The following is a 24,621-nucleotide window of genomic DNA, read 5'->3' as shown; positions in this document are numbered from 1 at the left end:
TCGGCGCAGAGCCGCGCCTCGGCCTCCTGCAACGCGCGGTGGGACGCGGCAAAGGCGGCCCGCGGGTGCAGCACCAGGACCAAGGCGTACTCCGGTTGCAGCTGGCGCACGATGTAGCTCTTGCGGTGGGCGCGCACCGTGATCTGGCGCGACACCCCCAGGCGCGAGCCTGCGACCTCGGCCAGCACGATCTGCCAGTGGGCCGCGGTCACCTTCACATCGTAGGGCTCGAGCCCGCCGGCGTAGTCGATGGTCTCCCCCTCGAAATCCACGAGCGCGGCGGCGTGAGCGCCCGGGATCGCGCACAGGAGATCCTCGAGGATCGACGTGAAGGAGGACGGCGCCTGGTCACGTGGAAGCCGGCGTCGGGCCCGGTTGCGACCTCCGTTGCGCGAGGTGGTCATGGCTCGATCCGCACGAGCTCGAGCAGCGCGTCGACGGGCCCCGCGAACTTCGGCTCGCGCCGTGCCACCTCGAGCAACCTCGACTGGGCGGCGCGCGCGCGGTCCGCCACGACCTCGTCGCGCACAAGGCCGCGCCGCTCCTCGACAGGCACCACCTGCGCCGGGATGCGCTCGAGGAGCATGATGACATGCACGCCGAAGGCCGATTTGATCGGTGCGGTGAGATCGCCGCGCGCGACGAGGGACGCGGCCGCGCGGGAGAAAGCGGGGTCAAACTGCTGCGGCTCCGGCGTGAGCACGCGGCCCGCCTCCGTCACCGGCGCGAGCGCCTGCGCCACGACCTCGAAGCCCTCGGCGGGGACGCCCTTCGCGGCGCTGATGAACACCTCTGCAGCCGGATCGGGGGGCGGTTGCGGTGTCCCCGCGGCGCGGGGCGGCTCGGTGCGCTGAGCGACCTCGCGCGAAGACGACACGGCCGTCCGGATGGCGTCGGCGATCGCCTTCGCCTTGTCACGGGTGGCCTCGCCAGCGTCTTCCGAGAGCTTCACGACGGCGTGCACGGTGCGGTACCCCTCGGGACGATCGAGATCGAGCCAGTGGCGCTCGGTGGCGACGCGCAGCTCGTCGTCGGTCACCGGGCCGGCGTTCGCCGCCTCTTCTTTCAGGCCGTGGAGCATGCGACGGGCGAGCACCAGGCTGATCTCGCGCTGCACGTCGGGCTCCTGTTCGAGGCCGCGGGCTCGTGCCTCGGCGGCCCAGAGCGCGTCGCGGACAGCCGCGTCCCGGGCCTGCGCAGGCGGGAGCTGCTGCGCCGCCGCGATGCGAGCTACCGAGTCGACGGCGACGTCGCTCGCGCCCACGCGGGCCGCCACGTCGGGCGGCAGCGGCGCCGCCCCCCTCGCGGACGTCGATAGAGCAGCCCAGGCCGCACACGCGCACAGGCACGCGACGGCCGCGATCGCTCGGCGCCCGGGGCTCACGCGCTACCCCCGCGGGGACGAAGGATCTCCGTGGACGCCTTGAGCGAGAGGCCGCCGATCACGAGGAGGTAGATCGCCTTGAAATCCTGGCGATCACCGAGCGCGTGAACCCCGAAGGCAAAGGAGAACGCTGCGGCGACGAGGAGCAGGACCGCGAACACATCGACTGCGCGGGACACGCCCATGAGTGTAACGCGATTTGATGGGGAACCGGCGGGGATGCGGGACACCAAGGAGCGGCAGCCGGGAGGCCACGGCCGCGCCCCTCGCTCATCGCAGCGTCATCGCGACCGCCCCCAGGACGGCAAAGACGATCAGGACCACCAGGTGCCGAACGGCTCGGTGGGGGAGCCGCCGTGCGCCGGCCGTGTGCCGGCGGCCACGGGCCACCGCGACGCCGGACGCCGCCGTGATCAGCCCGACAGCGCAGGCCACCGCGACGGCCTGGGCCAAGAGGGCGCGGTCCGGGTCCCGGACGCGCCACGCGAGCACGAGGATCGCGAGGCTCACGAGCGCGCCGAACGCGACGATCGCCGTCGCGAGCGGAGGAAGGTGGGCTCGGGCCTGCAGGAGAGGGGCGTCCGGTTCCGGCTCCGGCTGGCGCCGCACATCCCAGCGATCGCGCCAGGAAAGCGCGAAGATGCCCCAGGCGATCGCGCCGATCGCCGCGCGGACCGGGTCGAGGCGGGAGGGCTGAAGGGAAGGAGAAGCCAGCAGCCAGGTCAGCGTGACCAGCGCGAGGAAGACGGAGATGCCGAGGTGCCGCGCGAGCCGGCGGTGCGTGGCGGCGAGCAGCGGCGCAGCGACGCCGCACAGGAAGGCGAGCGCGGCGGCGATGCTGGCGAACACCGGCGCGCCACGACCGAAGCCCGCAGGCGCGACCGTGATCATCCAGGCGACGACCGCGGCGAGCAACGCCTGCGGGGCGCGCCCGCCGCCCAGACCCAGGTCGAAGCGCGCCGGCCCCGGCAGCGGCGCCTCCGGGCGGTTCGAGCCCGACGCCTCGTCGACCTCGCGCGTAAACGAACCGCCGCGATCGACGGCGGCCGACGCGGTGGACTCCTCCTCGCGCGGAGCGCCGATCGAGATGGCGCCGGGGGCATCCGTGCTCATGAGCGAGCGCTAGGCCAGGTTTCTCAGGAGGTTGCCCACGGGCAGCACGTCCGGCGCTGGCGCAGCCGCGCCAGCTTCGTCGGTTGCGCTCCCCTCTTCCCGGGCGACCTCGAGCCCGAGCCGCTTCCAAAGGCCCGTGTCGAAGAGGTGGCTCGGGCGCACATTGCCGAGGGCGGCGAGCATGCTCTGCCGCGTCCCGGGGTGACGCGCGTCGAGCTCCGCGAGGAGCTGGCTCACCGCCTTGCGCTGGAGGTTCTCCTGGGACCCGCACAGGTCGCAGGGGATGATCGGGAACCGCTCCTCGGCGGCGAACGCGGCGAGCTCGGCCTCGGCGCAGTAGATCAGCGGACGGATCACGATGTTGTCGCCGTCGTCGGAGATGAGCTTCGGCGGCATCGATTTCAGCTGACCCGCGAAGATCAGGTTCAGGAGCAGCGTCGTCACGGCGTCGTCACGGTGGTGGCCGAGGGCGATCTTCGAGCAGCCGAGCTCGCGCGCGATGCGGTACAGGATGCCCCGGCGCAGGCGGGAGCAGAGGGAGCAGTACGTCTTGTTCTCGGGGATCTTCTCGGTGACGATCGAGTAGGTGTCCTCGGAGATCATCCGGAACTCGTGGCCGCCCGCCGCCATGTAGTCGGTGAGGAGGTGTCCCGGGTAGCCAGGGTGCCCCTGGTCGATGTTGACCGCGATCACGCTGAACCGGACCGGCGCGCGCCGCGCGAGGTCGACGAGGAGCGCGTGCATTGCGTAGCTGTCCTTGCCCCCCGAGACAGCACAGAGGATCCGATCGCCGTCGGCGATCATGTCGAAGTCGGTGATGGCGCGCCCCATGGCGCGCGCGAGCTTGCGGCGGAGTTGCACGGTTTAGCCGGTGAAGCCTTCGATGAGGCGGAGGAAGGTAAGCACGCCGTGGCCCGTCCCGCCCTTGGAGAAGATGCCGTACGGCTTGCTCGCCATGGAGGGGCCGGCGATGTCCACGTGAATCCAGGGGACGTCTCCCACGAACTCGCGCAGGAACAAGGCCGCGGTGATGGCCCCTCCCCAGCGGTCGGCCGTGTGCTTGATGTCGGCCCAGTCGCTCTTGAGGCCGTCGCGGAGCTCTTCGATGAGCGGGAGCTGCCACATCGACTCGCCCGCGGCCTTCGCGGCGCTCCGCAGGCGCTCCGCGACCTCCTCGCGGTTCGAGAAGAAGCCCGACACGGTCGGCCCGAGGGCCACGACGCACGCGCCCGTGAGGGTCGCGTTGTCGACGATGAGGTCCGGCTTCAGCGCGCGCGCATAGGCGAGGCAGTCGGCGAGGACCAGGCGCCCCTCCGCGTCGGTGTTGATGATCTCGACCGTCCTGCCATCCAGAGAGCCGAAGATGTCGCCGGGCCGGTATGCCGCGCCGTCGGGCATGTTCTCTGCCGCGCCGATGACGCCGTGCACCTCGACGTTCGGCTTGGCGGCCGCGACGGCGGCCATCAGCGCGATCACGTTCGCGGCGCCGCCCATGTCGCCCTTCATTTCTTCCATGCCCTGAGCCGGCTTGATGCAGAGCCCGCCGCTGTCGAAGGTCAGCCCCTTGCCCACGAAGACCAGCCTCCCCTTCGGCTTCCCGGAAGGAGCGTAGACCATGTGCACAAGCCGGGGGTCCCTCGCGCTCCCCTGCCCCACCGCCATGATGAGCTTCATGCCCCGCTTGATGAGCGCGGCCTTGTCGAGCACCGTCACCTTGAGCTGGTGCTGCTTGCCCACGTCCACCGCGACACGCGCGAGCGCCTCCGGATAAACCTCGTTCGGCGGCTCGTTGACGAGGTCGCGCGCGACGCAGATCGCCTCCCCGACCTGCTGGCCGAGCGCGACGGCATCGCGCGCCGCCTTGCCCACCTTGCCCTCGATGACCACGGTGCCGCGCGAGAGCTCGACCTTGGGCCGACGATCACCCGTGAAGTAGCGGGTGAACCGGTACGCCCCGAGCACGAGCCCCTCCGCGGCGGCCCGCTCCGCGCGCTCGACGCCGGGGGGCACCACGACCGCGACGCTCTCGGCGCGCACGCCGTTCGCGAAGCGCGCTCCCTTCGCCGCGAGCAGCCTGCACTCGACGTCGGTGACCTTGCCCGACCCGAGCCCGAGCAGCAGCACCCGGCCGGGCTTCAACGCGCCGTGCGTCGCGAAATCGATGCTCTGATCCCTCTTCCCCGTGAAGTCGTCACGCTTGACCTGGTGGGTCACCGACTCGCCCAGCGCCGCCACGAGCCTCGCCAGCACGCCCTCACCCGTCGATGCGCCTTCGGGCACGCCGATGACGACGACGTCGACGGCGATGCTCAGCGGATCGGACGAGGCGAGGTTCAATTTGATCGGCATGCGGTCTCCTGAGCCCGGGATGTGGAGGGTGTCCAGCGCGGCATCTAATCACGAAGGGCTAACCCCGTCGACGTGGACGATGCCCGCGGGCGGTCGGCCCGAGGTGCGGGCGGGAGAGCGCTCCCGCTCCCGGGCGCGCGGTCCCGCTCCCGCCGCGCGGTCCCACAACGGTCCTGCGCGGTTCCGCGTGGTTCCGCGCAGGCTTAGCGCTCGGTGGCGCGCCGTCGGAGCGCCGAGCGCAGCGCTGACCGCCGGACTGCGGGTCCGAGGAGGCCCGGCGCGAGCGTCGGATCGAGGGGCGTCAGCGCGCCGACCTGTAGATCTGGATCACGCCGGCGAGGAGCTGCAGCGCCTCGGCGCGTGGGCGCTGGAACGCGTTGCGCCCCATGATCGACCCGAAGGAGCCGCCCGCGGCCATCTCGCGCACCTCCTCGAGGACGGCATCGGTCGCCTTGGACTCGCCGCCGGAGAAGATCACCACGCGCTTGCCGCCGAAGGTCGCCTGCACGACGTGCCGGGTCCGGTCGGCGAGTGTCTGGATGGGAATGCTGTATTTCTCGTACATCTTTTTCGCCTCCTCCTGCTCGATATGAGCCGTCGGCGGCTTGACCTTGATGATGTGTGCGCCGAGCTGAGCCGCGATCGTCGCCGCATAGGCGCAGACATCGATCGCCGTCTCGCCCTGCTTCGACAGCCCGGCGCCGCGCGGATAGCTCCAGACGATGACGACCAGACCTCTTCGCTTGGCCTCGAGGGTGATCTCGCGAAGATCCTCGTACATCCTGTTTCTCGCGCCGGACCCAGGGTAGATCGTGTAGCCGACGCCGACGCAGCCGAGGCGGAGCGCGTCCTCGACCGAGCCGGTCACCGCCGACACGGGCTGCTCCACCTTCGCCAGCGTGTCGCTGTTGTTCAGCTTCAGGATCAGCGGGACCTGCCCCGCGAACCTGGCCGCGCCCGCCTCCAGCGACCCGAGCGGCGCCGCATAGGCGTTGCACCCGGCGTCGATCGCGAGCTGAAAGTGGTAGTCGGGGTCGTAGGCCTCGGGGTTGGGAGCGAACGATCGCACCGGACCGTGCTCGAAGCCCTGGTCCACGGGCAGGATCACCAGCTTTCCGGTGCCCGCGAGCGCGCCATGGTTGAGCAGCCTGACGAGGTTCGTCAGCGTGCCTGGGTTCTCGGAGGCATACCAGGAGAGGATCTGCTCTACACGGGTGGTGAGGGCCATGAATCACTCCGTCGAGGATGCTGCTGCGCCGGGAGCGCGTGACCCGCCTGGGGCGTGGACTCCCCCGCCCTGCCCGCGGCTCCGTGTCTCGGGGTGCTCGGACGAGCGGGCTCGGGCCGCATCTTCAGGACTTGGACGAACGTATCGAGCCCAACGCGCGGGCGGTCCAGCGCTCCGAGGATGTTGTACGAAGGCATCGGATACGCAATTCTCGAAACTGCGCCGGTCCGCCTCGGGGGCCACAGCGGCGGACGCGAGCGCGAGCACGTGGCGGGGCGGTAACGTCCTCGCCGACAACGCGGAGGGATCATGTCGGACCAACGGGATCTGAGCTGGAAGCCGCCGGAGGCGCCGTCGCGCATCGGGATCACGCTCGAGACGTACATCCTCGAAGGAATGCTCGGGTTCCCCGCGGCGACAGGGGCGTTCACCTCCCTCCTGAACCAGTTCGGCCTGGTGGCGAAGCTCGTGACGTCCAAGGTCCGGCGGGCCGGCCTCGCCAACGTGCTCGGATACACGGGACAGACCAACGTCCAGGGCGAGGTCGTGCAGAAGCTCGACGAGGTCGCCAACGAGACGCTGCTCAGCGTGCTCGGAAGGCGCGGGCACTGCGCGGCCGTGGTGAGCGAGGAGCTCGGTGAAATGAGGCTCCTCTGCACGGACCCACGGGCCAAGTACATCGTCGTCGTGGACCCGCTCGACGGCTCGTCCAACATCGACGTGAACATCTCGATCGGCACGATCTTCGGTGTGCTCCGGAAGAGCGACGCAAAGATGGGCGCCGATCCCTCGGATTTCCTCCGCCCCGGCCGCGATCTGGTCGCGGCCGGCTACGTGCTCTACGGCTCGTCGACCCTGCTCGTCATCACGACCGGCCTCGGCGGCGTGCACGGCTTCACCTACGACCCGACCGTGGGAGAGTTCTTTCTCTCTCACGAGAACATCCGGATCCCCGAGCGCGGCTCGACGTACTCCATCAATGAAGGCCACAGCGCGCGATGGCCGGAGAGCGTGCGCCGCTGGAACGCGTGGATCAAGGAGGACAGCAAGCACGAGGGGCGGCCGTACGGCGCACGCTATGTGGGATCGCTGGTCGCGGACGCGCACCGGACGCTGCTCAAGGGCGGGATCTTCGCGTACCCCGCCGATCGAAGCGGCCAGGGAAAGCTGCGGCTGCTCTACGAGGCGAACCCGTTCGCGTTCATCTTCGAGGCCGCGGGCGGAAAGGCGAGCACAGGGGCCGAGCGCATCCTCGACAGGGTCCCGAGGTCGCTCCACGAGCGCGTGCCGCTCGTCCTCGGCTCGCCCCGCGACGTCGAAGATTTCGAGCAATTTGTGCGCGGCGAGGGCTGAGGCTGCGAGAGAAGGACGCCGCCCTCACCGCCACGAGCCGCAGCGCGGGGGGCCACCCGCGGGTCAGACCCCCTGCGCGTCCGCTCCCCAGATCACCTTGTGGAGCTGGACCTGCACCCGGACGCGGAGGCCGTCGTCGAGCACCCACTGGACGAGCTCCTTCGGCGACAGCTTGCCCCAGACGCACGAGGCGAGCAGCGTCACGCCGCGCGCGTCGAGGCGCCGCTCGCGGATGGTTTCCCGCATCCACGTATAGTCCGCCCGATCGGCGAGCACGAACTTGATCTCGTCGCGCGGCGTGAGGTGATCCAGGTTCGACCAGCGGTTCCGGTGGGATTCCCCCGAGCCAGGTGCCTTCAGGTCCATGATCTTGTGCACGCGCGGATCGACGCGCGACACGTCTGCCTCGCCGCTGGTCTCGACGAGGACCGTCCGGCCCGCGTCGCAGAGCTCCGCGAGGAGCGGGAACGACCCGGGCTGAAGGAGAGGCTCGCCCCCCGTGAGCTCGACGAGCGGCGTGCCGAGGGCCAGCGCGCGCTCCAGGACCTCGCCGCGGCGGATCCGCTTGCCGCCGTAGAAGGCCTGCGCCGTGTCGCACCAGGCGCAGCGCAGGTTGCAGCCGGTGAGCCGGACGAAGGTGCACGGCAGCCCGGCGAACGTCGATTCGCCCTGCACGCTGGCGTAGATTTCGTGGACGACGAGGGTGTCTTCTTTCAAGGAAGCGACGCCTCCGAGGAGCCTCGGTCGGCCTCGGCGGCGCCGCGCCGCCGGCGACCCGAGGTGGGGCGGAAGCTTTGGCCGCGCCGAGCGCGCAACGCAAGCGGCTCGGGGCGCTCAGCTGGAGATGACGCTGACCTCGCCCGCCGCCACCGCCCGGAGGATGCCGTCCGCGCCGCGGACGAGCAGGTGTCCCTCCGGATCGATCCCCGCCGCGACGCCGACCACACCCGCGACCTCGACGCGCCGGCCGCGCAGCCAGTCCATCCGGGCGAGATCCTCCGCGAAGGGCGCGAGCTCTCCTGCCTCGAACCTCGCCGCCGCGTCGCCGATCGCCTGGAGCAGCTCCGCGGCGAGGAGCTCGCGCGGGACGTCGGCGATCCCGAGCATCGCGAGCGACGTGGCCCGCGCCGACAGATCCGGCGGGAAGCTCGACGCATGGACGTTGAGCCCGACGCCGACGATCACGCTGCTCACGGACTCGCCGCGCAGCTGGGCCTCGACGAGGATCCCCGCCAGCTTGCGGCCCCCGGCGAGCACGTCGTTGGGCCACTTGAGCCGGACCTCGACGACGGGGCCGTCGGCCGACGCGCCGCGGGACGGAAGAGGCGCGAGCCGCCGCTCGATGACGGACGCGACGGCGAGCCCCATGACGAGCGCGATGGGGGCCACGCGGCTCGCCGGCAGGCTCGGGCGCAACACCACCGACAGGTAGAGGTTCTCGCCGGGCGGAGAGTGCCAGGAGCGCCCGCCGCGCCCCCGACCCTGCGTCTGCGCGTCGGCCAGAAACGCAGCCCCGTGCGGGGCGCCGGCAGCGGCCGCGCTCCGCGCGTCGTCGTTCGTCGACGCGGTCTCGGCCGCCACGGCCAGCGGCTTCCCGAACGACGCGCCCAGCCGCGAGAGCTCGCGCTCGATCGCCTCCCCGTCGAGCCGCCTCACAGCGAGAGATCCAGCGCGATGTCGGCGGCGCGCGCCGAATGCGTCAGCGCCCCGACGCTGATGACGTCGATGCCTGCCGCGACGAGCTCGGGGATGCGCTCCAGCGTGATGCCGCCTGAGACCTCGAGGAGAGGCCGGCCGTGCTGCGCCGACCGCACGCGCGCGGACGCGACCTTGACGTCGGCCAGCGTGAAGTTGTCGAGCATGATGATGTCGGCGCCGGCGGCCAGCGCCTGATCGAGCTCCTGCAGCGAGGCGACCTCGACCTCGACCTTCGTCGTGTGCGGGGCGCGCGCCCGCGCGCGGGCGATGGCGGTCGCGATGCCGCCCGCCGCGACGATGTGGTTGTCCTTGATGAGCACGGCGCTCCCCAGGCTGTCGCGGTGGTTGTGCGCGCCGCCGACGCGCACCGCGTAGCGCTCCAGCCCGCGGAGACCGGGCGTCGTCTTGCGGGTGTCGGTGATGCGCACGCCCGACCCGGTCGGGATCGCCTCGGCGTAGCGACGCGCCTCGGAGGCGACGCCGCTCATCCGCTGCGCGAGGTTGAGCGCGGTGCGCTCCGCGCTGAGGAGCGAGCGCGCGCGGCCACGCACCGCCCACAGCACGGTGCCGGCGCCGACGGCCGTGCCGTCCGCGACGAGCACCTCGCCCTCCACCTGCCGATCCAGGCGCTGGAAGACGCGCAGGAACACGTCGCCCCCGCACGCGACGAGCGGCTTGCGCGCGACCGCCTTCGCGGTCGCGCGCGCGGAAGCCTCGACACACGCCTCGGTGGTGAGATCACCCCCCGCGAGGTCTTCTTCCAGAGAGCGATCGATCAGGGCATCGAGCAACGGCGCAGCCAGCACAGGCATCTCCTCGGCGCCGCTCCCACGCGGCGCTCCCAGGTATACTCGGTCCCGCACGCGCGCATCAGCGCTGTCGCGCCCACACGAACCCCGACAACGCATCGCGTCACCACAGCTCCTTGCAGGGGCACGTGCATGCTGGAGCGTTCGACCTCAGCCGTAGGGGCGCCCTGGACGGGACGCGGGCGGGAATGGATGGGGCTTGCGGCGCCGAAAAGCAGGGCGGATCGCGATCATCGCGACGCTGTGTCGCACAAATGGGGCTGACGTTCGTCTACCAGCCTGTGAGACTCTCCGAGCAACTCCAGCGCCCTCAACGGAGATCGATGCGTCCGCAGGCAGGCCAGGTCATCAACAACAAGTACCGACTCGTGCGCCTCATCGGCGATGGCGGCATGGGGAGCGTCTACGAAGCCCGCCACGAGGTGCTGGGGACGACGGTCGCCCTCAAGTTTCTCCACCCCGAGCTGTCCCGCCGCTCCGGCCTCGTGCAGCGCTTCCTTCAGGAGGCGCGCGTCTCCGCGCAGATCCAGAGCGCGCACGTGGTTCGCGTCAGCGACGTCGACCAGACGGCGTCCGGCCTGGCGTTCATCGTGATGGAGTACCTGGAGGGGAAGACGCTCCAGACCCTCTACGAGGAGCTCTACCGCGCAGGCGTCCGTCTCGGGTACCCCGACGCGCTCGAGTACACGATGCAGATGCTCGAGGGCGTCGAGGCCGCCCATCGCGCGGGCGTCGTCCACCGGGACCTCAAGCCGGACAACGTGATCATCACGAAGACGGCCAAGGGAGAGCCGCTCATCAAGCTGCTCGACTTCGGCATCGCCAAGCTGAAGGTCACGGGGGAGCTCGATCGCGGGCTGACGCGCCCCGGCGTGATCATGGGCACCCCCGAGTACATGGCGCCCGAGCAGGCCTACTCGGCGGACTCCGTCGACGCGCGCGCCGACATCTTCTCGCTGGGGGTCATCATCTTCGAGATGCTGGCCGGCCGCCGGCCGGTCGGCGGCGATGAGCCGCAGCAGATCGCGGGGGCCTACCTCTCGGGCCAGATCTCGCGGCTCTCCGACCTGGCGCCGGAGCTCGCGCCCGGCCTCTGCGCCGCCGTCCACCGCGCCATGGCGGCCTCGCCGCCGGATCGCTTCGCGACCACCGCCGAGTTCCGCAGCGCCCTGGAGCCGTTCGCCCGGGCCGCCCGCGCCCCGTCGGCGCTCACCCCTGCGCCGTCCGAGGTCAGCATGGCGCGGTCGTCCGGGGCCGCCCTGGCAGCAGCCCTCGCAGCGCCCGGCATGCTCACGCCCTCCGCGGCGGCGCCCGCGACCAACGCGATGGGGGACGGTCGCACCAGCTCCGTTCCCAAGACGATTCCGCCGGAGGACGGCGGCGCGCAGCACGCGTCGAGCGGCCCCCCGGGCGGTCTCGGGCCCTCGACCCCCATGGGCGGCTTCTCCTCGGATGCCCGTGGTTCCTCGGCGTCGGCTCCAGGGTTCACGCCGAGGCCAGAGCCCGCCTCAGGCCCGTACTTCGCCCAAGGGGGCTATCCCCAGATCGCGCAGCCGGCGACCGTGAGCGCCGCCCCCTACGCTCCCCCCCAGGGGGTGCCTGCCACGAGCCACGAGCCGGGACCGTTCGATGCGTCGCCGCGCCCGGGAGGGACGGCGGTCGGAGGCGCGCCGTTCATGGACAGGAGCGGGGTCCCGGGCGGCGGATTCAACGGCGGTCCAGCGCCAGGGTATGGCGGTGCGTATGGCGGCGGCGCGCAGGGCTACATCCCTGGGACGGCGCCGATGGATCCGCTGCCGAGGATCTCGCAGAGCGCGTCGGCGCACGGCGCGCAGCGGCCCGCACGACGCGGGACTTCGCTGTTCGCCATCCTGCTGCTCGCCACGGGGATCACGGGAGCCGTCGTCGGCGGTCTGTACATCGCCAACGAGCTGAGCCGGAAGGAGCAGGCCGACGTGGGGCCGGCCCTGCCGACCCTCCAGCCGGCCAACACGGTGCCTTCGGATCCGAGCCCGCCCGCGACGACGCCCACCGCCGTGACGCCCCCGGCGGTGACGCCGCCTCCTGTTGAGCCGCCCGTGGTCGCCAAACCTCAGCCCCGGCCGACCACGACGGCGAAGCCGCCGGCGCCGCCGAGCACGACGGGAGCGCCGACGACCACGACGGCGCCGACGACGCGCCCCAGCGGGACGACGATCATCCCCCAGCTTCCCTGGGTCATCCCGTCGACGCTGCCGCCGTTCCCGTTCCCCGCGCCGACCAGCGCACAGCCGCCGGCCAACCCCCAGCCGAACACGACGAGCCCGCCAACGACGAGCCCGCCGACGACGAACCCGACCACCACCACGCCGCCGGACAGGCCTCGACGACGCGTGATCATCGTACCCAACAACTGACGCGCCCGACGCGTACGGTAGGTAGGATGCGATCTCGATGAGCAACCAGAATAGCGGTCCGCCGCCGGGATGGCCTGCGCCCCCGAGCGGCATGTACGGCCCTGGCAAGACCGTGCCCGGCGAGCCTCCGCTCGCAGGGCTCAACTCGCCGCAGGGCGCCTTTCCCGTGCCGCCCGGCACCGCGCCGCATGATCCGAACGCCGCTGGCGCAGCCGTCCCGCGGACCCTCGTCGAAGGCGGGACCAACAGCGCGCCCCCCGGAACGCCCGGCCCTTACGGCGCTCCCGCAGGCCCTTACGGCGCGCCGCCGCCCGGAGCACCCGGCCCGTACGGCCCCGGTGCGACAGCGAATTACGGCGGCCCTCCTGGAGCTGGGAGCGCTTACGGGCAGCCGCCCCAACCTCCCAGCCCGTACGGCGGCTCGCCGTTCGGGGCCCCGAGTGGCCTTGGAGCCGGCGGACCGCCGGGCTTTCATGCCGGCGGCGCTCCCCAGCCGCCGGGTGGCGGCGCGCTGTACCCGGCGCCGATCCCCGCACGGCCTCGCGCGAAGAGCTCCGGCCCGACGCTCGCGCTGATCGGGATCGGCGCGTTCGTGCTCATCGGAGGGCTGACGACCGCCTTCTTCGTGATCCGCAGCCGAGGGTCGTCCGAAGATGCCGCAGCGCTGACGCCCATCGAGGCGCCCCCGGCGCCTGCGTCGGTCGCCGGCGATCCGGCGCCTCCCCCGCCGACGGCCGCCACCCCCGCGGCGACCGCGCCGCAGCCGCCCGCGGCGGAGCCGGCCCCCGTGGCAGCCCCGAAGCCGACGGCGCAAACACAACCCAAGCCGACGGCGACGACCCCTGCACCTACCGCCACGGCGACGACCCCTGCGCCTAGCGCCACAGCGACGACCCCGACGCCCACCGCCACGGCGACGACCCCTGCACCCACCGCCACGGCGACGACCCCAGCGCCGACCCCTTCCACGTCCTCGACGGGTCGTCGAAGGATCGTCCTGCCAGGCAGCCACTGAGCTGTCCTGCGCCGCCCGCTGTGCCGCTCGCAGCGGCGCGGCGGGTCCGTGCCGAGGTTGCACGAGCCCGCTTGACAGGGCGGTCACGGTGATCAGGTTCCGATGCCATGAGCAAATCCGGGACCGCCGCCGTGCTTTCTTTCCTTATTCCGGGCGTTGGACAGCTCTACAACGGCGCGTTCCTGCGCTGCATTTTCTGGCTGATCGTCACCCCCGGCCTGTGGATCGGCTCGGGCGGCTGGCTCGGCTGGATCTGCCACGTGATCTCCGCCTACACCGCGTACCAGTACGCGAAGCGCGCCGGCGGCTGAGCCGCGCTCCCCGGGACGGCGCGCCGGTTCGCGCGGCGCGCCCGCTCAGGTAGCCTTCGCGAAGATCCGCTTCAGCACCTCGCCCGTCGCCGTCGGCTGACGCGCCACCTCGCGCGGGGTGCCCTCCGCCACGATGCGCCCGCCGCCGGCGCCGCCCTCCGGGCCGAGCTCCACCACGTGATCCGCGCACGCGATGACCGCCGGGTGGTGCTCGATGATCACCAGCGTGTCGCCGCGCTCGACGAGGCGATCGAGCACGCGGACCAGGCGCGTCACGTCCGCCAGATGCAAGCCGGTCGTGGGCTCGTCGAGCACATACAGCGTGGGCTTCGGCCGCGCGCCGGCCGTCAGCTCCGCCGCGAGCTTGAGACGCTGGGCTTCGCCGCCCGAGAGCGTGTGCGAACCCTGGCCGATGTGGAGATAGCCCACGCCGAGATCGCACATCGTCGAGAGCGGGGCGCGGATCTTCGGGTGGGCCGCGAAGACCTCGACGGCCTCCTCCGCGGTGAGATCCAGGAGCTCGCCGACGGACAGGCCGAGGTAGCGCACGTCGAGCGTCGCCGGCTCGAAGCGCGCGCCGCCGCACGCCTCGCAAGGCGTGGTCACGTCCGGCAAGAACGACATCTCATGCGCGATGACGCCCTGCCCCTCGCACGCGGGGCACCGCCCGCCGGAGGCCGTGTTGAAGGAGAACCGCGCAGGGCCGTAGCCGCGCACCTGCGCGTCGGGGCAGGCAGCGTAGAGCTTGCGGACCTCGTCCCAGACGCCAAGGAACGTCGCGGGGATCGAGCGCGGCGTCCGCCCGATGGGCGACTGATCGACGGCCACCGCCCGCAGGATGCCCTTCGGCAGCCGCAGCGCCTTGTGCGGGCCCGGCTCGGGGGCCTCCAGCTTCAGCGCGCGGCGCGCGGCGGGGTAGAGCACCTTCTGGATCAGCGTGCTCTTCCCCGAGCCGGACACGCCGGCGATCACCGTCATCCGCCCCGCGGGGATGCGGAGCGTGTCCCCCTGGAGGTTGTGCGCGCGGGCGCCGAGGAGCTCGATCTGCTCGCGCACCTGAGGGCGCGCCGGGCGCGCGCTGAGCAGCGCGTCCTCGCCGGCGAGCGCTCGGGCGGTCGGCGAGTCGGGGTTCGTGAGCACCGCGCGCGACGGCCCCGCCGCGACGATCCGGCCGCCTTTGCGCCCGCCCGAGGGGCCGAGGTCGATCAGGTGATCCGCCGCGCGGATCGTGTCGGCGTCGTGCTCCACCATGAGCACGGTGCTCCCCATGCTGGCGAGCCTCCGGAGGTTGCCGAGCAGCCGGTCGGTGTCGCGCGGGTGCAGGCCGATGGTCGGCTCGTCGAGGACGTACAGCGCCCCGGTGAGGCCGCTGCCGAGCTGCGCCGCGAGCCGCAGGCGCTGCATCTCGCCGCCCGAGAGGGTGGCCGCGCGCCGATCGAGCGTGAGGTAGCCGAGGCCCACCTCGCAGACGAAGTCGAGCCGGCGGCAGAGCTCCTTGTGCGGCGCCTCGGCGATCAGCGCGCGGTCGCCCGTGAACTGTAGCCCCCTCGCCCACGCGGCCGCGGCCGCGACCGAGCGGCCCGACGCCTGGTGGTAACGCTCTCCGGCGAGCCGGACCGCGCGCGGGATCGGCGCGAGGCGCGAGCCGCCGCAGTCCTCGCACGGGTCGGGCGTCGCGAGCGCGTCGTCGTCGAAGTCCGAGGCGCCCGTCCCCTCGCACGACGCGCAGCGGCCCTGCTTCGTGTTGAAGGAGAACCAGCGAGGATCGAGCTCCGGGACACCGACACCGCAGCGCGGGCACGTGCGCGTCGTGGAGAGCAGCTGCTCTCCGCCTCGGCCGCCGACGAGCTTGACCGCGCCGCGACCGAACGAGAGGGCGCGATCGAAGAGGGCGCGATCCAGCCCGTCCATGCGCCCCTCGTACATCACGAGATCGATCGAGTGCTCGCGGCGCTTGTCGAGGCGAGGAGGGCTGTCGGTCGCGCACGGCTCGCCGTCGGCGAGCGCGCGGGTGATGCCGGCCCGGGCGGCGGCGGTGAAGACGTCGAGGTACGTCCCCTTGCGCGCCACGACGGCGGGGGCGAGGAGCGTCCGCGCGCCGCGCGTCGAGACGAGCGAGCGGTAGACCTCGTCCGGCGATCGCGCCTCGATCGGCACGTCGCAGTCCGGGCAGCGCGCCTCGCCGACCTTGGCGTAGAGCAGCCGCAGGTAGTGCGCGATCTCGGTCACGGTCGCGACGGTCGAGTTGGCGCCGGAGCGCGTGGTGCGCTGCTCGAGCGCGATCGAGGGGGGGACGCCGGTGACGCGATCGACGTCCGGCCGCGGCAGCGTGGGGAGGAACTGGCGCGCGTAGGGGGTCAGCGTCTCGAGGAAGCGCCGCTGCCCCTCGGCGAAGACCACGTCGAACGCGAGCGTGCTCTTGCCAGAGCCGCTCGGGCCGGTGACGACGACGATCTCGCCGTGCGGGATCACGGTCGAGACCTCGGCGAGGTTGTGCTCGCGGGCGCCCTCGACCTCGATCCGCCCCCGGTCGAGCGACGCGCGCGCGAGGCCGCCGCCGCGCTTGCCGGGCTTCGGGGCCGCAGGGGCCGCCGCCGTACCGCGCCGCGGACGCCGAGCGCCGCCGTCGCCCCGCTGCGCGAACCACTCCGCCAGCGAGACGCCGGTCCGCGTCGCCGTCCTGGCCACCGCCTCGGGCGTCCCCTCGGCGACGACGCTCCCGCCCTCGCTGCCCGCGCCCGGGCCGAGATCGACGACCCAATCCGCCGCGGCGATGACGTCGAGATCGTGATCGACGACGATCACGGACGCGCCCTCGGCCACGAGCACGGAGAGCGCGGCGTTGAGGTGCGTCACCTCCTCGGGGTGAAGGCCGGCGCTCGGCTCGTCGAGGAGGAAGAGCGCGCCCGCGCAGGGCTCGCCGAGCGCGCGCGCGATCTTCAGCCGCTGCGCCTCACCGCCGGAGAGCGTCGAGAGCGGCTGGCCGAGCGTGAGGTAGCCGAGGCCGAGCTGCTTGAGCGGCGCGAGCGCCCGCCGGACCGCGGGCTGCCCCATGAAGACCTCGAACGCCTCGTCGATCGAGAGGTCGAGCACGTCGGCGACCGAGCGGCCGTCGAGCTTCACCTCGAGCACCTCGTCGCGGAACCGCTTGCCCTTGCAGGTCGGGCAGGTCAGCGACACGTCGGCGAGGAACTGCATCTCGATCGTCTCGCTCCCCTCGCCCGCGCACGCCTCGCAGCGCCCGAGCGCGACGTTGAACGAGAAGTGGCCGGGCCCGAGATCCCGCGCCGACGCCTCCGGTTGCTCGGCGAAGAGCGCGCGGATCCGGTTCCACGCGCCGGTGTAGGTGGCAGGGTTGCCCCGCGAGGTGCGCCCCAGCGGCGCCTGGTCGACGAGCGTGACGGTGCGGATGTCGGCCGTGCCCTCGATGCGCCTGTACAGGCCGGGCGCCTCGACGTCCTTGTAGCCGCGCGCCCTCGCGACGTGCCGGTAGAGCACGTCGTTCACCAGCGTGCTCTTGCCCGAGCCGCTCGGCCCCGTGATCGCCACGACGACGCCGAGCGGCACGTCGACCGTGACGTCGCGGAGGTTGTTCTCGCGAGCGCCGTGGATCGTGATCTTCCCGCTCGGCGCCCGGCGCTCCGCGCGCGCCGGCGCCAGCGGGCCGCGCGCGGCGAGCCCGTCGGGCGGGCCGTCGAAGGTGACGCGCCCGCCCTGCTTGCCCGCGCCGGGGCCGAGCTCGACGACGCGATCGCTCGCCCGGACGACGAGGGGCTCGTGCTCGATGACGAGCACGGCGTTGCCGCGATCGGCGAGCTCGCGCATGGCCGCGATGAGCGGCGGGATGTCCGTCGGGTGCAGCCCGACCGTCGGCTCGTCGAGCACGAAGAGCGCGCCCGTCAGCGACGTGCCGAGCGCCGCGGTGAGCGCGACGCGCTGCGCTTCGCCGCCGGAGAGCGTACGCGCCTGGCGGGCGAGCGAGAGGTAGCCCAGCCCGACCCGCTCGAGGTACCCGAGCCGCGCGATGAGCTCGCGGCGCGCCATCTCCCCCTGGCCCGTCTGGGGGCGCTCGGCCTCGAGGCGCGCGCGGGCGTCGCGGAGCTCGAGCTCGTGCCAGGCGGCGAGATCCAGGCCGCCGACGCGGTAGAGGAGCGACTCGGGGGAGAGCCGCTTGCCGTTGCACGCGACGCACACGTCGTAGGTGCGGTAGCGCGCGAGCAGCACGCGGACGTGCATCTTGTACGTGCGCGTCTCGAGCCAGCGGAACCAGGCCTTCACCCCGGGGTACTTCCCCTGCGTCCATGAGCCCTCCCCCTCGAGCACGAGCGCGCGCTGCGCGTCGGAGAGGTCGCGCCACGGCTTGTCGGTGCGGATGCCCTTCCGCTCGCAGAACGCGCGGAGCAGCTTCCGCTCCCACGTCGTCGAGCGGCCGTTCCAGGGCCGGATCACGCCGCCCGCGATCGACTTCGAGGCGTCCGGGATCACCTTGTCGTAATCGATGCCGAGCGTGCGGCCAAAGCCGCGGCACGAGGGGCACGCGCCGGTCGGGGACTGGTACGAGAACAGCCCGGGGCGCGGCGGATCGAAGGCGCGCGCGCACGAGGGGCAGGCGAGCCCGCGCACGAGCCGGAGCCGCGTGGGCCCCGCCCCTTGGCCGACCTGCTCGTCGGCCTTGCGCTGCAGGTGGAGCGAGGCGTCGCCCCCGCTGCCCTTCCACGCCTCCTCGATGGCGGCGCCGAGGCGCCGGCGCTCCCGGGGGGCGACCCGGACGCGATCGACGATGACCTCGACCTTGTCGACGCCGCTCATCGCCTCGGACGGCGCCACGGTGTCGATGTCGCGCGCCTCGCCGCGGACGAGGAGGCGCCGGTAGCCGGCGGCGAGCAGCGACTCGCGCACGTCGAGGAACCGCTCGGTTCCGGCGACCGGGATCGGGTACGTGACGAGCGCGGTCGCCCCCTCGTGCGCGCTCGCGGCGAGGTCGGCCGCGCGCGCCGGATCGGTCCGCGCCGCCGGCACCTCGCAGGACGGGCAGACAGGCACCGCCTCGCGCGCGAAGAGCGCGCAGAAATACGGCTCGAGGTCGGCCATCGTGGCGACGGTCGACCGCGAGCTCTTGACCGGCGCGCGTCGATCGACGGCGACGCCGGCCGCCACCGGCTCGAGCGCGTCGATCGGCGGCCGCTCGAGCCGCTCGAGGAACTGGCGAGCGTACGGGCTGAAGCTCTCGACGAACCGGCGCTGTCCCTCGGAATAGAGCGTATCGAGCGCGAGCGACGATTTGCCGGCACCCGAGACGCCGGCGATGGCCACGAGCTCGCCGGGCCGGAAATCGAGGTCGATGCCCTGGAGGTTGTGCGTGCGGGCGCCGCGGAGAGAGATCGAGTGCATAGGAGGCGCGGTAGGGTGAACCCGCGGGGACGCCGTCCGGAGTGGACACGCCCGCGTGAAAACCGCGAGTGTTTAGCCCCCTTTCAGCCCATCGTCGCGGACGATCGTACGAGGGGGGCGCGCCGACCGAGCGCGCCGCAGCATTGCGTTCTGCGCCGTCGAATTATCAGGGCACGTGGCGAGGGACCCGGGGGCGGGTGCGCACGACGCTCGGGCGCGCCCGGCAGGCGCTGCGGCTAGCCGTTGACGAGGACGATCGAGAGGTAGCCGTAGTCGTTGCTGGTCCAGTTCGGGCTGAAGGTCTGGCCGCACATCCCGATGTTGTACGTGCCCGCGGCGAGGCCGGTGATGACGGCGCTGAGCCCGAAGGAGACGCGGGTCTCCGCGGGAAGCCGGCCGCCGGCCATACCGAGGCCGACCGCCTGGACCTCGTCGAGCACCGTGCCAGACGGCCCGGAACGAACCCGCTGGTAGCACATGTAGAGCTTGAGGGTGTCCGCGGGCGAGCCGTCTGTGCCCAGGTACCGATGCGCGGTCGCGTAGATGGACTGGCTCGTCGACGAGACCGCCACCGACGCTGTCGGTCCGAAAAAGTCGACAGGCTTCCCGGCCGGCAGGGAGGAGTACGGACCGACGCCCTGGACCGTCAACGTCAGCACGACCCCCTGGGGCCCGGTCGGACCAGCAGGACCGGTAAACCCGCGTGGTCCCTGCGGACCGGTAGGGCCCACTGGTCCCTGCGGGCCGGTAGGGCCCACGGATCCCTGCGGGCCGGTAGGGCCCGCTGGTCCTATCGAACCGGCAGGACCCGCTGGTCCCATCGGACCGATCGGCCCCTCTGGCCCGAGCGGGCCCATTGGCCCCTCCGGTCCCATCGCGCCCACAGGGCCTTCTGGTCCCCTCGGGCCCATCGGCCCCTCCGGTCCCATCGCGCCCACCGGGCCTTCTGGTCCCCTCGGGCCCATCGGCCCCTCCGGTCCCATCGCGCCCACAGGGCCTTCTGGTCCCCTCGGGCCCATCGGCCCCTCCGGCCCCATCGCGCCCTCCGGCCCCTCTGGTCCCCTCGGGCCCTCCGGTCCGGTCGCGCCCGCCGGGCCCTCCGGCCCGATCGGACCCACCAGGCCCTCTGGTCCCATCGGACCTGCTGGCCCCGTGGGCCCGATGGGACCTGCGGGCCCTGCCGCGCCCTCCGGCCCTCTAGGGCCAGCCGCGCCTTCCGGCCCCGTGGGCCCGATGGGACCTGCGGCGCCCGTTGGCCCGACCGCTCCAGGCGGCCCGGCCGGCCCTGTCGGACCCGCAGCACCCGCAGGGCCGGTCGCACCGACCCTCCCCTCCGGGCCCGTAGGTCCAGGCGGGCCTGCTACGCCGGCAGGACCGATCGGCCCAGGCAGCCCTTGCGGTCCCTGAAGCCCCGCCGGCGAGCCGACCCACTCGCCGTTCTCGTCGATCACGAGGACGCCGTTCACGATGACCCCGCGTTCGCCGAGCACCAGCGTGTTGCCGCTCGTGGTGTTCACCGTGACCGAGGTCGGCGTGATGTCGCCGTTCACATTGCCGGCGAGCAGCGCATACGGAACGCTCGCGACCGTCGCGCGTGGCTCCAGCTCGACATCGTCACCGACGGTGATGCCGAGGTACCGCTCGGCGCCGTCGAAGATCGCTCCCTCGAACGGGACGATCGAGCCGAGGCGCACCGAGAAGAAGCCGTCCTCGAACGTGATCGAGTGGACCTCGCTCCACAAGGGCGTCGAAGCGTCGCGCTCGTCGTAAAGGGCGAACACGACATCGAGCGTCGCGCTGATGGGCGCGTCGCGCTCGTCGTAGAGCCGGCCTTGATGGGTGATGGTCGCCGGAACCGCCGCAGCCGCGGTCCCTGCGCCCATGACCGCGCCCGCCGCCAGGGCGGATGCCGTCATGCATCGCGCGATCATCGACGTCCGCATCACCAGCTCCTCGTCATGGCAAGCTCCCGTTGGCTCCGATGAGCCCTCCTCGCATCCGAACCTTGGGTGAGGTCGACGTGCCCTGGTTCTGCGTCGGCTGGCCGAGCGTGAACACCATGCGGTAGCGCGAGTTCCTCGCGACCTCGCCGGCCGTCACCGTCTCGGTCGCCCCGAGGCGCCTGGGAGTCTGCGTGCCCCCGCCCCGCCCGTCGCCGCCCTGCCCATCGCCGCCGCCCCGCCCGTCGCCGCCCTGCCCATCGCCGCCGCCCTGCCCATCGCCGCCGCCCCGCCCGTCGCCGCCTTGCCCGTCGCCGCCCCACCCCCCATCGCCGCCCACGGTGCCGCCATCCGCGGCGACGCCGCAGCTGCAGCTGCACGCGGGGAGCAGCGCAGAGCTGACCACGATCGCCCCGAGCCAGGCCGAAAAGCGCAGTCCGCGATTCACTGAGTCCTCCAGGCCGACGGCAGGTCGTGCGAAAGGACCATTGGACGAGCGGCGGCGATCGGCGTCAAGCGATGACGCCGCCACCGCAGCGGGACGCGCCGCGCGAAGCGGCGCGCAGCCGCGGGGCGCTCGCGCCGCCCCGTGAAGCGGTGTGGACAGGCGGCGGCGCGCGCGCTATGCGGCCGCGTGAGCCGCGCTGGCAAAGAGAAGGAGCGAGAGGGGGAGAAGCTCATCGTGCGCAACAAGCGCGCGACGTTCGACTACACCCTCGACGATCGGTTCGAGGCAGGGTTGGTGCTGCTCGGCAGCGAGGTGAAGATGCTCCGCGAAGGCGCGGCCGAGCTCACCGACAGCTGGTGCGCCATCGAGAACGGAGAGGCGTTCCTGAAGGGGGTCAACATCCCCGTGATGCCCGGCGCCGCCTTCGGGCACGAGGCGAAGCGCCCGCGCAAGCTGCTGCTGCACGAGAGCGAGATCGAGACGATCCGCAAGAGCGTGGAGCGGGAGGGCATGACCGTGATCGCGACCCGCCTCTATTTCAAGCACGGCCGCGTGAAGGTCGAGATCGCCCTCGCGAAGGGGAAGAAGACCGTCGACAAGCGCGAGAGCCTGAAAGAGAAGGACGCCGCCCGTGAAGCCCGCGCGGCGATCGAGCGGGCCCGCGGCGGCGCCGCCCGCGGGCGGAGCGCCGGGCTGCGGAGGCCGGAATGACATCGCACCTCACCTGGTCCAAGGGCGGCGAGGCGGAGCTCGTCGAGCTCGACGGCGATCGCGTGCGGCTCCACTCGACCGCCTCCTCGGCGCCCGGAGCGCGCGTGGAAGGCTCGCTGCAAGCGACGGGGACGGCGATCCGCGTGAAGGTCGCCCGGTGCCGCCTGCGCACACCCACCGAGCCCAACGGCGCAGCGCCCGGTGAGCGAACCTACGAGCTCGAAGGCCGGCTCATCGATGCGACGCGCGAGGTCCGCGCCGAGCTGGCGCGGCTCGTCGGCGGCGAACGTACGGGCTGAGCCACGACGATCCGTCCAGCAGCGAACGCCACGCCGTTCTGCAGGGGCAACGCGGCGTGGCTCGTCCGGCGGCCAGAGTTGCGATGGCTCAGCGCGACCCATACGCTGGCTTTCTATGAAAATTACGTCGCGCCCTCGTGTAATTCTGCGCCGCTGCTCGACGTATGACGTTGCGAAGATCCGCAGCATCGTGCGCAGCGGTCTCGAAGAGCTCTCGCTCCGCCCGCATGGCCGGACGCTCATCAAGCCCAACGTCGTCGCGTCGGGCGCGCACTTTCCGCACGCGTACACGCGGCCCGAGTTCGTCGAGGGGGTGATCGGCGCGCTCAAGGATCGCGACGACGGGCGCGTGAGAGAGCTCGCCGTCGGGGAGCGGTGCGGCATCACGCTCCCGACCCGCATGACGTACGAGAGCGCCGGCTATTACCCGATGTTCCGCCGGACCGGGGTCAAGCACTACCACTTCGAGGAAGAGCAGCAGGTCGAGATCCCGCTCACGCACGAGGGCCGGCTGCGCGACTACGTGTTCACGCCGGAGCCCGTCGCGAAGGCCGACTTCTTCGTGAACTGCCCCAAGTTCAAATCGCACCCCTGGACCACGGTGACCTTCTCGATGAAGAACTACATCGGGATCCAGGACGATCGGCACAGGCTCATCGATCACGATCACCGGCTGAACGAGAAGGTCGCCGACCTCCAGTACATCGTGCAGCCGCAGTTCATCGCGATCGACGCCATCACCGCCGGCGAGGGCCGGATGCTCACGCCCTCGCCGTTCGACCTGGGCCTCATCATCATGGGGAACAACCAGGTCGCGTTCGACTCGGTCTGCTGCCAGATCATCGGCGTCGATCCGAGGAGCGTCGAGCACATCCGCCTGGCGTCGGAGCGCGGCTTCGGCCCGATGGATCTCGGCGACATCGAGATCGCGGGGGACGTGACGCTCGAGGAGGCGAAGCACAAGGCCAAGGGGTTCAAGGTGGGCCTCGTCCGCGTCGAGAAGTACTTCGAGGGCACGAACATCACGGCCTACGCGGGCTCGCCGCCCGAGCCCGAGCGCACCGACTACTGCTGGGGCGGCTGTCCAGGGGCCATCGAGGAGGCGATCGAGATCCTGCGCGAGTACGACAAGGAGTGCGACGCGAAGATGCCGCGGATGCACGTCGTGTTCGGCGCCTACGACGGCCCCATCGACGCGAAGCCGGGCGAGAAGGTGATCTTCATCGGCGACTGCGCGACGTACAAAGGGAAGATCGGCGATCAGCTGGTCAGCATCGAGAGCCTGTACCGGGAGCGGAGCGCGCGGGACCCCTACACAGCGAAGCACGACGACGTCCTCGCGAAGATGGTGAAGGTGACGACCAAGCTCGCGATGGCCCGGAACGAGACCACCCTCCGGCTCGAGGGCTGCCCCGTGAGCGTGGCGGAGCAGGTGCTCACGCTGGTCACGCTGGGCAAGACGAAGAACCCCTACTTCGCCCCCGACCAGCTGCTCGACTTCAACAAGGCGTACGTCGCCTGGCGCGGGGCCTCGCTCGCGAAGCGGCTCGCCGGCAAGCCCTACCAGGTCCACGGCGCCTGCCCGCGCGGCGAAGCGGCGCCCGAGCTCCCGTCCGAGCCGCCTAGCCCGCCGGACGCAGAGTGAGATCGAAGAGGACGTCGAGCTCGTCCCGCACCTTGAAGGCGCCGAGCGGCCCCTTGACCTCCCGCACGCCGAGCGCAGCCATCGACAGCTGACAGGTGCCCGTCACCCCGATCGCTCCGTCGCCGCGATCGCGCGAGGAGAGCCGCGCCACCAGGGCGGCGCTCCCCGAGGCGACCTGGACGCGCACCTCGGCGCGGTCACGCGTGGCCCCCGAGGCGCGCACCTCCACGATCTCGGTCCCCGCGAGCACCTCGCCGCGCAGGCGCCGCTCGATGTCGCCGCGATCTCCCGCGGAGAGCGCGTCGGGATCGACGCGATCGCCGCGCAGGACCCCCGCGACGGAGAGCCTGGCCACGGGGATCTCGAGCTCGGCGGTCCATGACTCGCCGTCGAGACGCGCCCGACCGCGCAGCTCGGACGCCGTGATCTCGAGGTCGTGCGCCAGGCGCGCGAGCATCCCCACGGCTCGGGTGTGGATCGTCAGGCGGGACGCGTTCGGATCGAGGTGCAGCGCGCTCATCGGATGGAGCT

At 72.2% G+C, this 24,621-nt stretch carries 22 protein-coding genes (1 of these 22 running past the window's edge); 7 read left to right on the top strand and 15 right to left on the bottom strand.

Features of this window, described 5'->3' with window-relative positions:
* From WMF14_RS14760 to WMF14_RS14730, 7 genes are all read right to left on the bottom strand, one after another.
* Positions 1 to 404, bottom strand: partial view of a hypothetical protein gene (locus WMF14_RS14760; RefSeq protein WP_272103505.1) — the 5' portion only. It extends 250 nt beyond the left edge of the window; only the first 404 of its 654 coding nucleotides appear in the window; its start codon is at positions 402 to 404; its stop codon lies off the left edge, out of view.
* Positions 401 to 1,264, bottom strand: coding sequence for a peptidylprolyl isomerase (locus WMF14_RS14755; protein WP_437801551.1), 864 nt, complete (start codon positions 1,262 to 1,264; stop codon positions 401 to 403). Before WMF14_RS14755 ends, WMF14_RS14760 begins: the two co-directional genes overlap by 4 nt.
* Positions 1,265 to 1,380: 116 nt before the next feature.
* Entirely contained in the window at positions 1,381 to 1,563 is a 183-nt protein-coding gene (locus tag WMF14_RS14750; RefSeq protein WP_157906650.1) for a hypothetical protein, read from the bottom strand.
* A 91-nt stretch (positions 1,564 to 1,654) separates the two neighbouring features.
* A complete protein-coding gene (locus WMF14_RS14745) occupies positions 1,655 to 2,497 on the bottom strand; it encodes a hypothetical protein (protein WP_437801550.1) in 843 nt (280 codons plus the stop codon).
* Positions 2,498 to 2,506: 9 nt separating this feature from the next.
* Positions 2,507 to 3,358, bottom strand: a complete 852-nt coding sequence (gene ttcA, locus WMF14_RS14740) for a tRNA 2-thiocytidine(32) synthetase TtcA (RefSeq protein ID WP_437801549.1) — start codon at positions 3,356 to 3,358, stop codon at positions 2,507 to 2,509.
* A 3-nt stretch (positions 3,359 to 3,361) separates the two neighbouring features.
* Positions 3,362 to 4,846: a leucyl aminopeptidase gene (locus tag WMF14_RS14735; protein WP_272103498.1), complete on the bottom strand. Its 1,485-nt coding sequence runs from the start codon at positions 4,844 to 4,846 to the stop codon at positions 3,362 to 3,364.
* A 301-nt stretch (positions 4,847 to 5,147) separates the two neighbouring features.
* A complete protein-coding gene (locus tag WMF14_RS14730; RefSeq protein ID WP_437801548.1) occupies positions 5,148 to 6,074 on the bottom strand; it encodes a class I fructose-bisphosphate aldolase in 927 nt (308 codons plus the stop codon).
* A 309-nt stretch (positions 6,075 to 6,383) separates the two neighbouring features.
* Between WMF14_RS14730 and fbp the strand changes: the two genes are divergently transcribed.
* Positions 6,384 to 7,427 (top strand): class 1 fructose-bisphosphatase, encoded by a 1,044-nt coding sequence (gene fbp, locus WMF14_RS14725; protein ID WP_437801547.1) that lies wholly within the window; start codon positions 6,384 to 6,386, stop codon positions 7,425 to 7,427.
* A gap of 63 nt (positions 7,428 to 7,490) precedes the next feature.
* Here fbp and WMF14_RS14720 read toward each other — a convergent pair whose 3' ends face one another.
* The 3 genes from WMF14_RS14720 to nadC form a co-directional block, all read right to left on the bottom strand.
* The gene (locus WMF14_RS14720; protein WP_437801546.1) at positions 7,491 to 8,144 is read right to left on the bottom strand and encodes a radical SAM protein; all 654 of its coding nucleotides are present in this window, start codon (positions 8,142 to 8,144) and stop codon (positions 7,491 to 7,493) included.
* Between the two features lie 117 nt (positions 8,145 to 8,261).
* Positions 8,262 to 9,083 carry a biotin--[acetyl-CoA-carboxylase] ligase gene (locus WMF14_RS14715; protein WP_437801545.1) on the bottom strand — a complete coding sequence of 274 codons (822 nt, stop codon included), beginning with the start codon at positions 9,081 to 9,083 and terminating at the stop codon, positions 8,262 to 8,264.
* The gene (gene nadC / locus WMF14_RS14710; RefSeq protein ID WP_437804211.1) at positions 9,080 to 9,931 is read right to left on the bottom strand and encodes a carboxylating nicotinate-nucleotide diphosphorylase; all 852 of its coding nucleotides are present in this window, start codon (positions 9,929 to 9,931) and stop codon (positions 9,080 to 9,082) included. Before nadC ends, WMF14_RS14715 begins: the two co-directional genes overlap by 4 nt.
* A gap of 326 nt (positions 9,932 to 10,257) precedes the next feature.
* On the opposite strand from nadC, the gene WMF14_RS14705 reads away from it, so the two are divergent.
* Positions 10,258 to 12,330 carry a protein kinase domain-containing protein gene (locus tag WMF14_RS14705; RefSeq protein WP_437801544.1) on the top strand — a complete coding sequence of 691 codons (2,073 nt, stop codon included), beginning with the start codon at positions 10,258 to 10,260 and terminating at the stop codon, positions 12,328 to 12,330.
* Between the two features lie 471 nt (positions 12,331 to 12,801).
* Here the strand turns inward: WMF14_RS14705 and WMF14_RS14700 are convergent, their stop codons facing one another.
* Positions 12,802 to 13,299, bottom strand: a complete 498-nt coding sequence (locus WMF14_RS14700; RefSeq protein ID WP_437801543.1) for a hypothetical protein — start codon at positions 13,297 to 13,299, stop codon at positions 12,802 to 12,804.
* Between the two features lie 153 nt (positions 13,300 to 13,452).
* Between WMF14_RS14700 and WMF14_RS14695 the strand changes: the two genes are divergently transcribed.
* A complete protein-coding gene (locus tag WMF14_RS14695) occupies positions 13,453 to 13,656 on the top strand; it encodes a hypothetical protein (protein WP_272103487.1) in 204 nt (67 codons plus the stop codon).
* A 45-nt stretch (positions 13,657 to 13,701) separates the two neighbouring features.
* Here WMF14_RS14695 and uvrA read toward each other — a convergent pair whose 3' ends face one another.
* Both uvrA and WMF14_RS14685 read right to left on the bottom strand, forming a co-directional pair.
* Positions 13,702 to 19,047, bottom strand: a complete 5,346-nt coding sequence (uvrA, locus tag WMF14_RS14690) for an excinuclease ABC subunit UvrA (protein ID WP_437801542.1) — start codon at positions 19,045 to 19,047, stop codon at positions 13,702 to 13,704.
* Between the two features lie 236 nt (positions 19,048 to 19,283).
* Positions 19,284 to 19,706 carry a hypothetical protein gene (locus WMF14_RS14685; protein WP_437801541.1) on the bottom strand — a complete coding sequence of 141 codons (423 nt, stop codon included), beginning with the start codon at positions 19,704 to 19,706 and terminating at the stop codon, positions 19,284 to 19,286.
* A gap of 808 nt (positions 19,707 to 20,514) precedes the next feature.
* Here WMF14_RS14685 and WMF14_RS14680 point away from each other — a divergent pair.
* Positions 20,515 to 20,817: a hypothetical protein gene (locus WMF14_RS14680; protein WP_437801540.1), complete on the top strand. Its 303-nt coding sequence runs from the start codon at positions 20,515 to 20,517 to the stop codon at positions 20,815 to 20,817.
* A 186-nt stretch (positions 20,818 to 21,003) separates the two neighbouring features.
* Here the strand turns inward: WMF14_RS14680 and WMF14_RS14675 are convergent, their stop codons facing one another.
* Positions 21,004 to 21,435, bottom strand: a complete 432-nt coding sequence (locus WMF14_RS14675) for a hypothetical protein (RefSeq protein WP_437801539.1) — start codon at positions 21,433 to 21,435, stop codon at positions 21,004 to 21,006.
* Between the two features lie 186 nt (positions 21,436 to 21,621).
* Between WMF14_RS14675 and smpB the strand changes: the two genes are divergently transcribed.
* The 3 genes from smpB (at position 21,622) to WMF14_RS14660 (ending at position 24,090) form a co-directional block, all read left to right on the top strand.
* Positions 21,622 to 22,146, top strand: coding sequence for an SsrA-binding protein SmpB (gene smpB, locus WMF14_RS14670; protein WP_272103479.1), 525 nt, complete (start codon positions 21,622 to 21,624; stop codon positions 22,144 to 22,146).
* Complete coding sequence (locus WMF14_RS14665) at positions 22,143 to 22,445, top strand: hypothetical protein (RefSeq protein WP_272103478.1); 303 nt, start codon at positions 22,143 to 22,145, stop codon at positions 22,443 to 22,445. The genes smpB and WMF14_RS14665 overlap by 4 nt, the downstream gene beginning before the upstream one ends.
* A gap of 190 nt (positions 22,446 to 22,635) precedes the next feature.
* Positions 22,636 to 24,090 (top strand): DUF362 domain-containing protein, encoded by a 1,455-nt coding sequence (locus tag WMF14_RS14660; RefSeq protein WP_437801538.1) that lies wholly within the window; start codon positions 22,636 to 22,638, stop codon positions 24,088 to 24,090.
* Here WMF14_RS14660 and WMF14_RS14655 read toward each other — a convergent pair.
* Positions 24,068 to 24,610 (bottom strand): hypothetical protein, encoded by a 543-nt coding sequence (locus WMF14_RS14655; RefSeq protein WP_437801537.1) that lies wholly within the window; start codon positions 24,608 to 24,610, stop codon positions 24,068 to 24,070. The genes WMF14_RS14660 and WMF14_RS14655 overlap by 23 nt on opposite strands.
* Between the last annotated feature and the right edge of the window lie 11 nt (positions 24,611 to 24,621).

It is taken from the genome of Sorangium sp. So ce693 (assembly GCF_051521375.1).
Taxonomy (GTDB): domain Bacteria; phylum Myxococcota_A; class Polyangia; order Polyangiales; family Polyangiaceae; genus Sorangium; species Sorangium atrum.
This window is presented reverse-complemented; position numbering and strand designations above follow the sequence as displayed.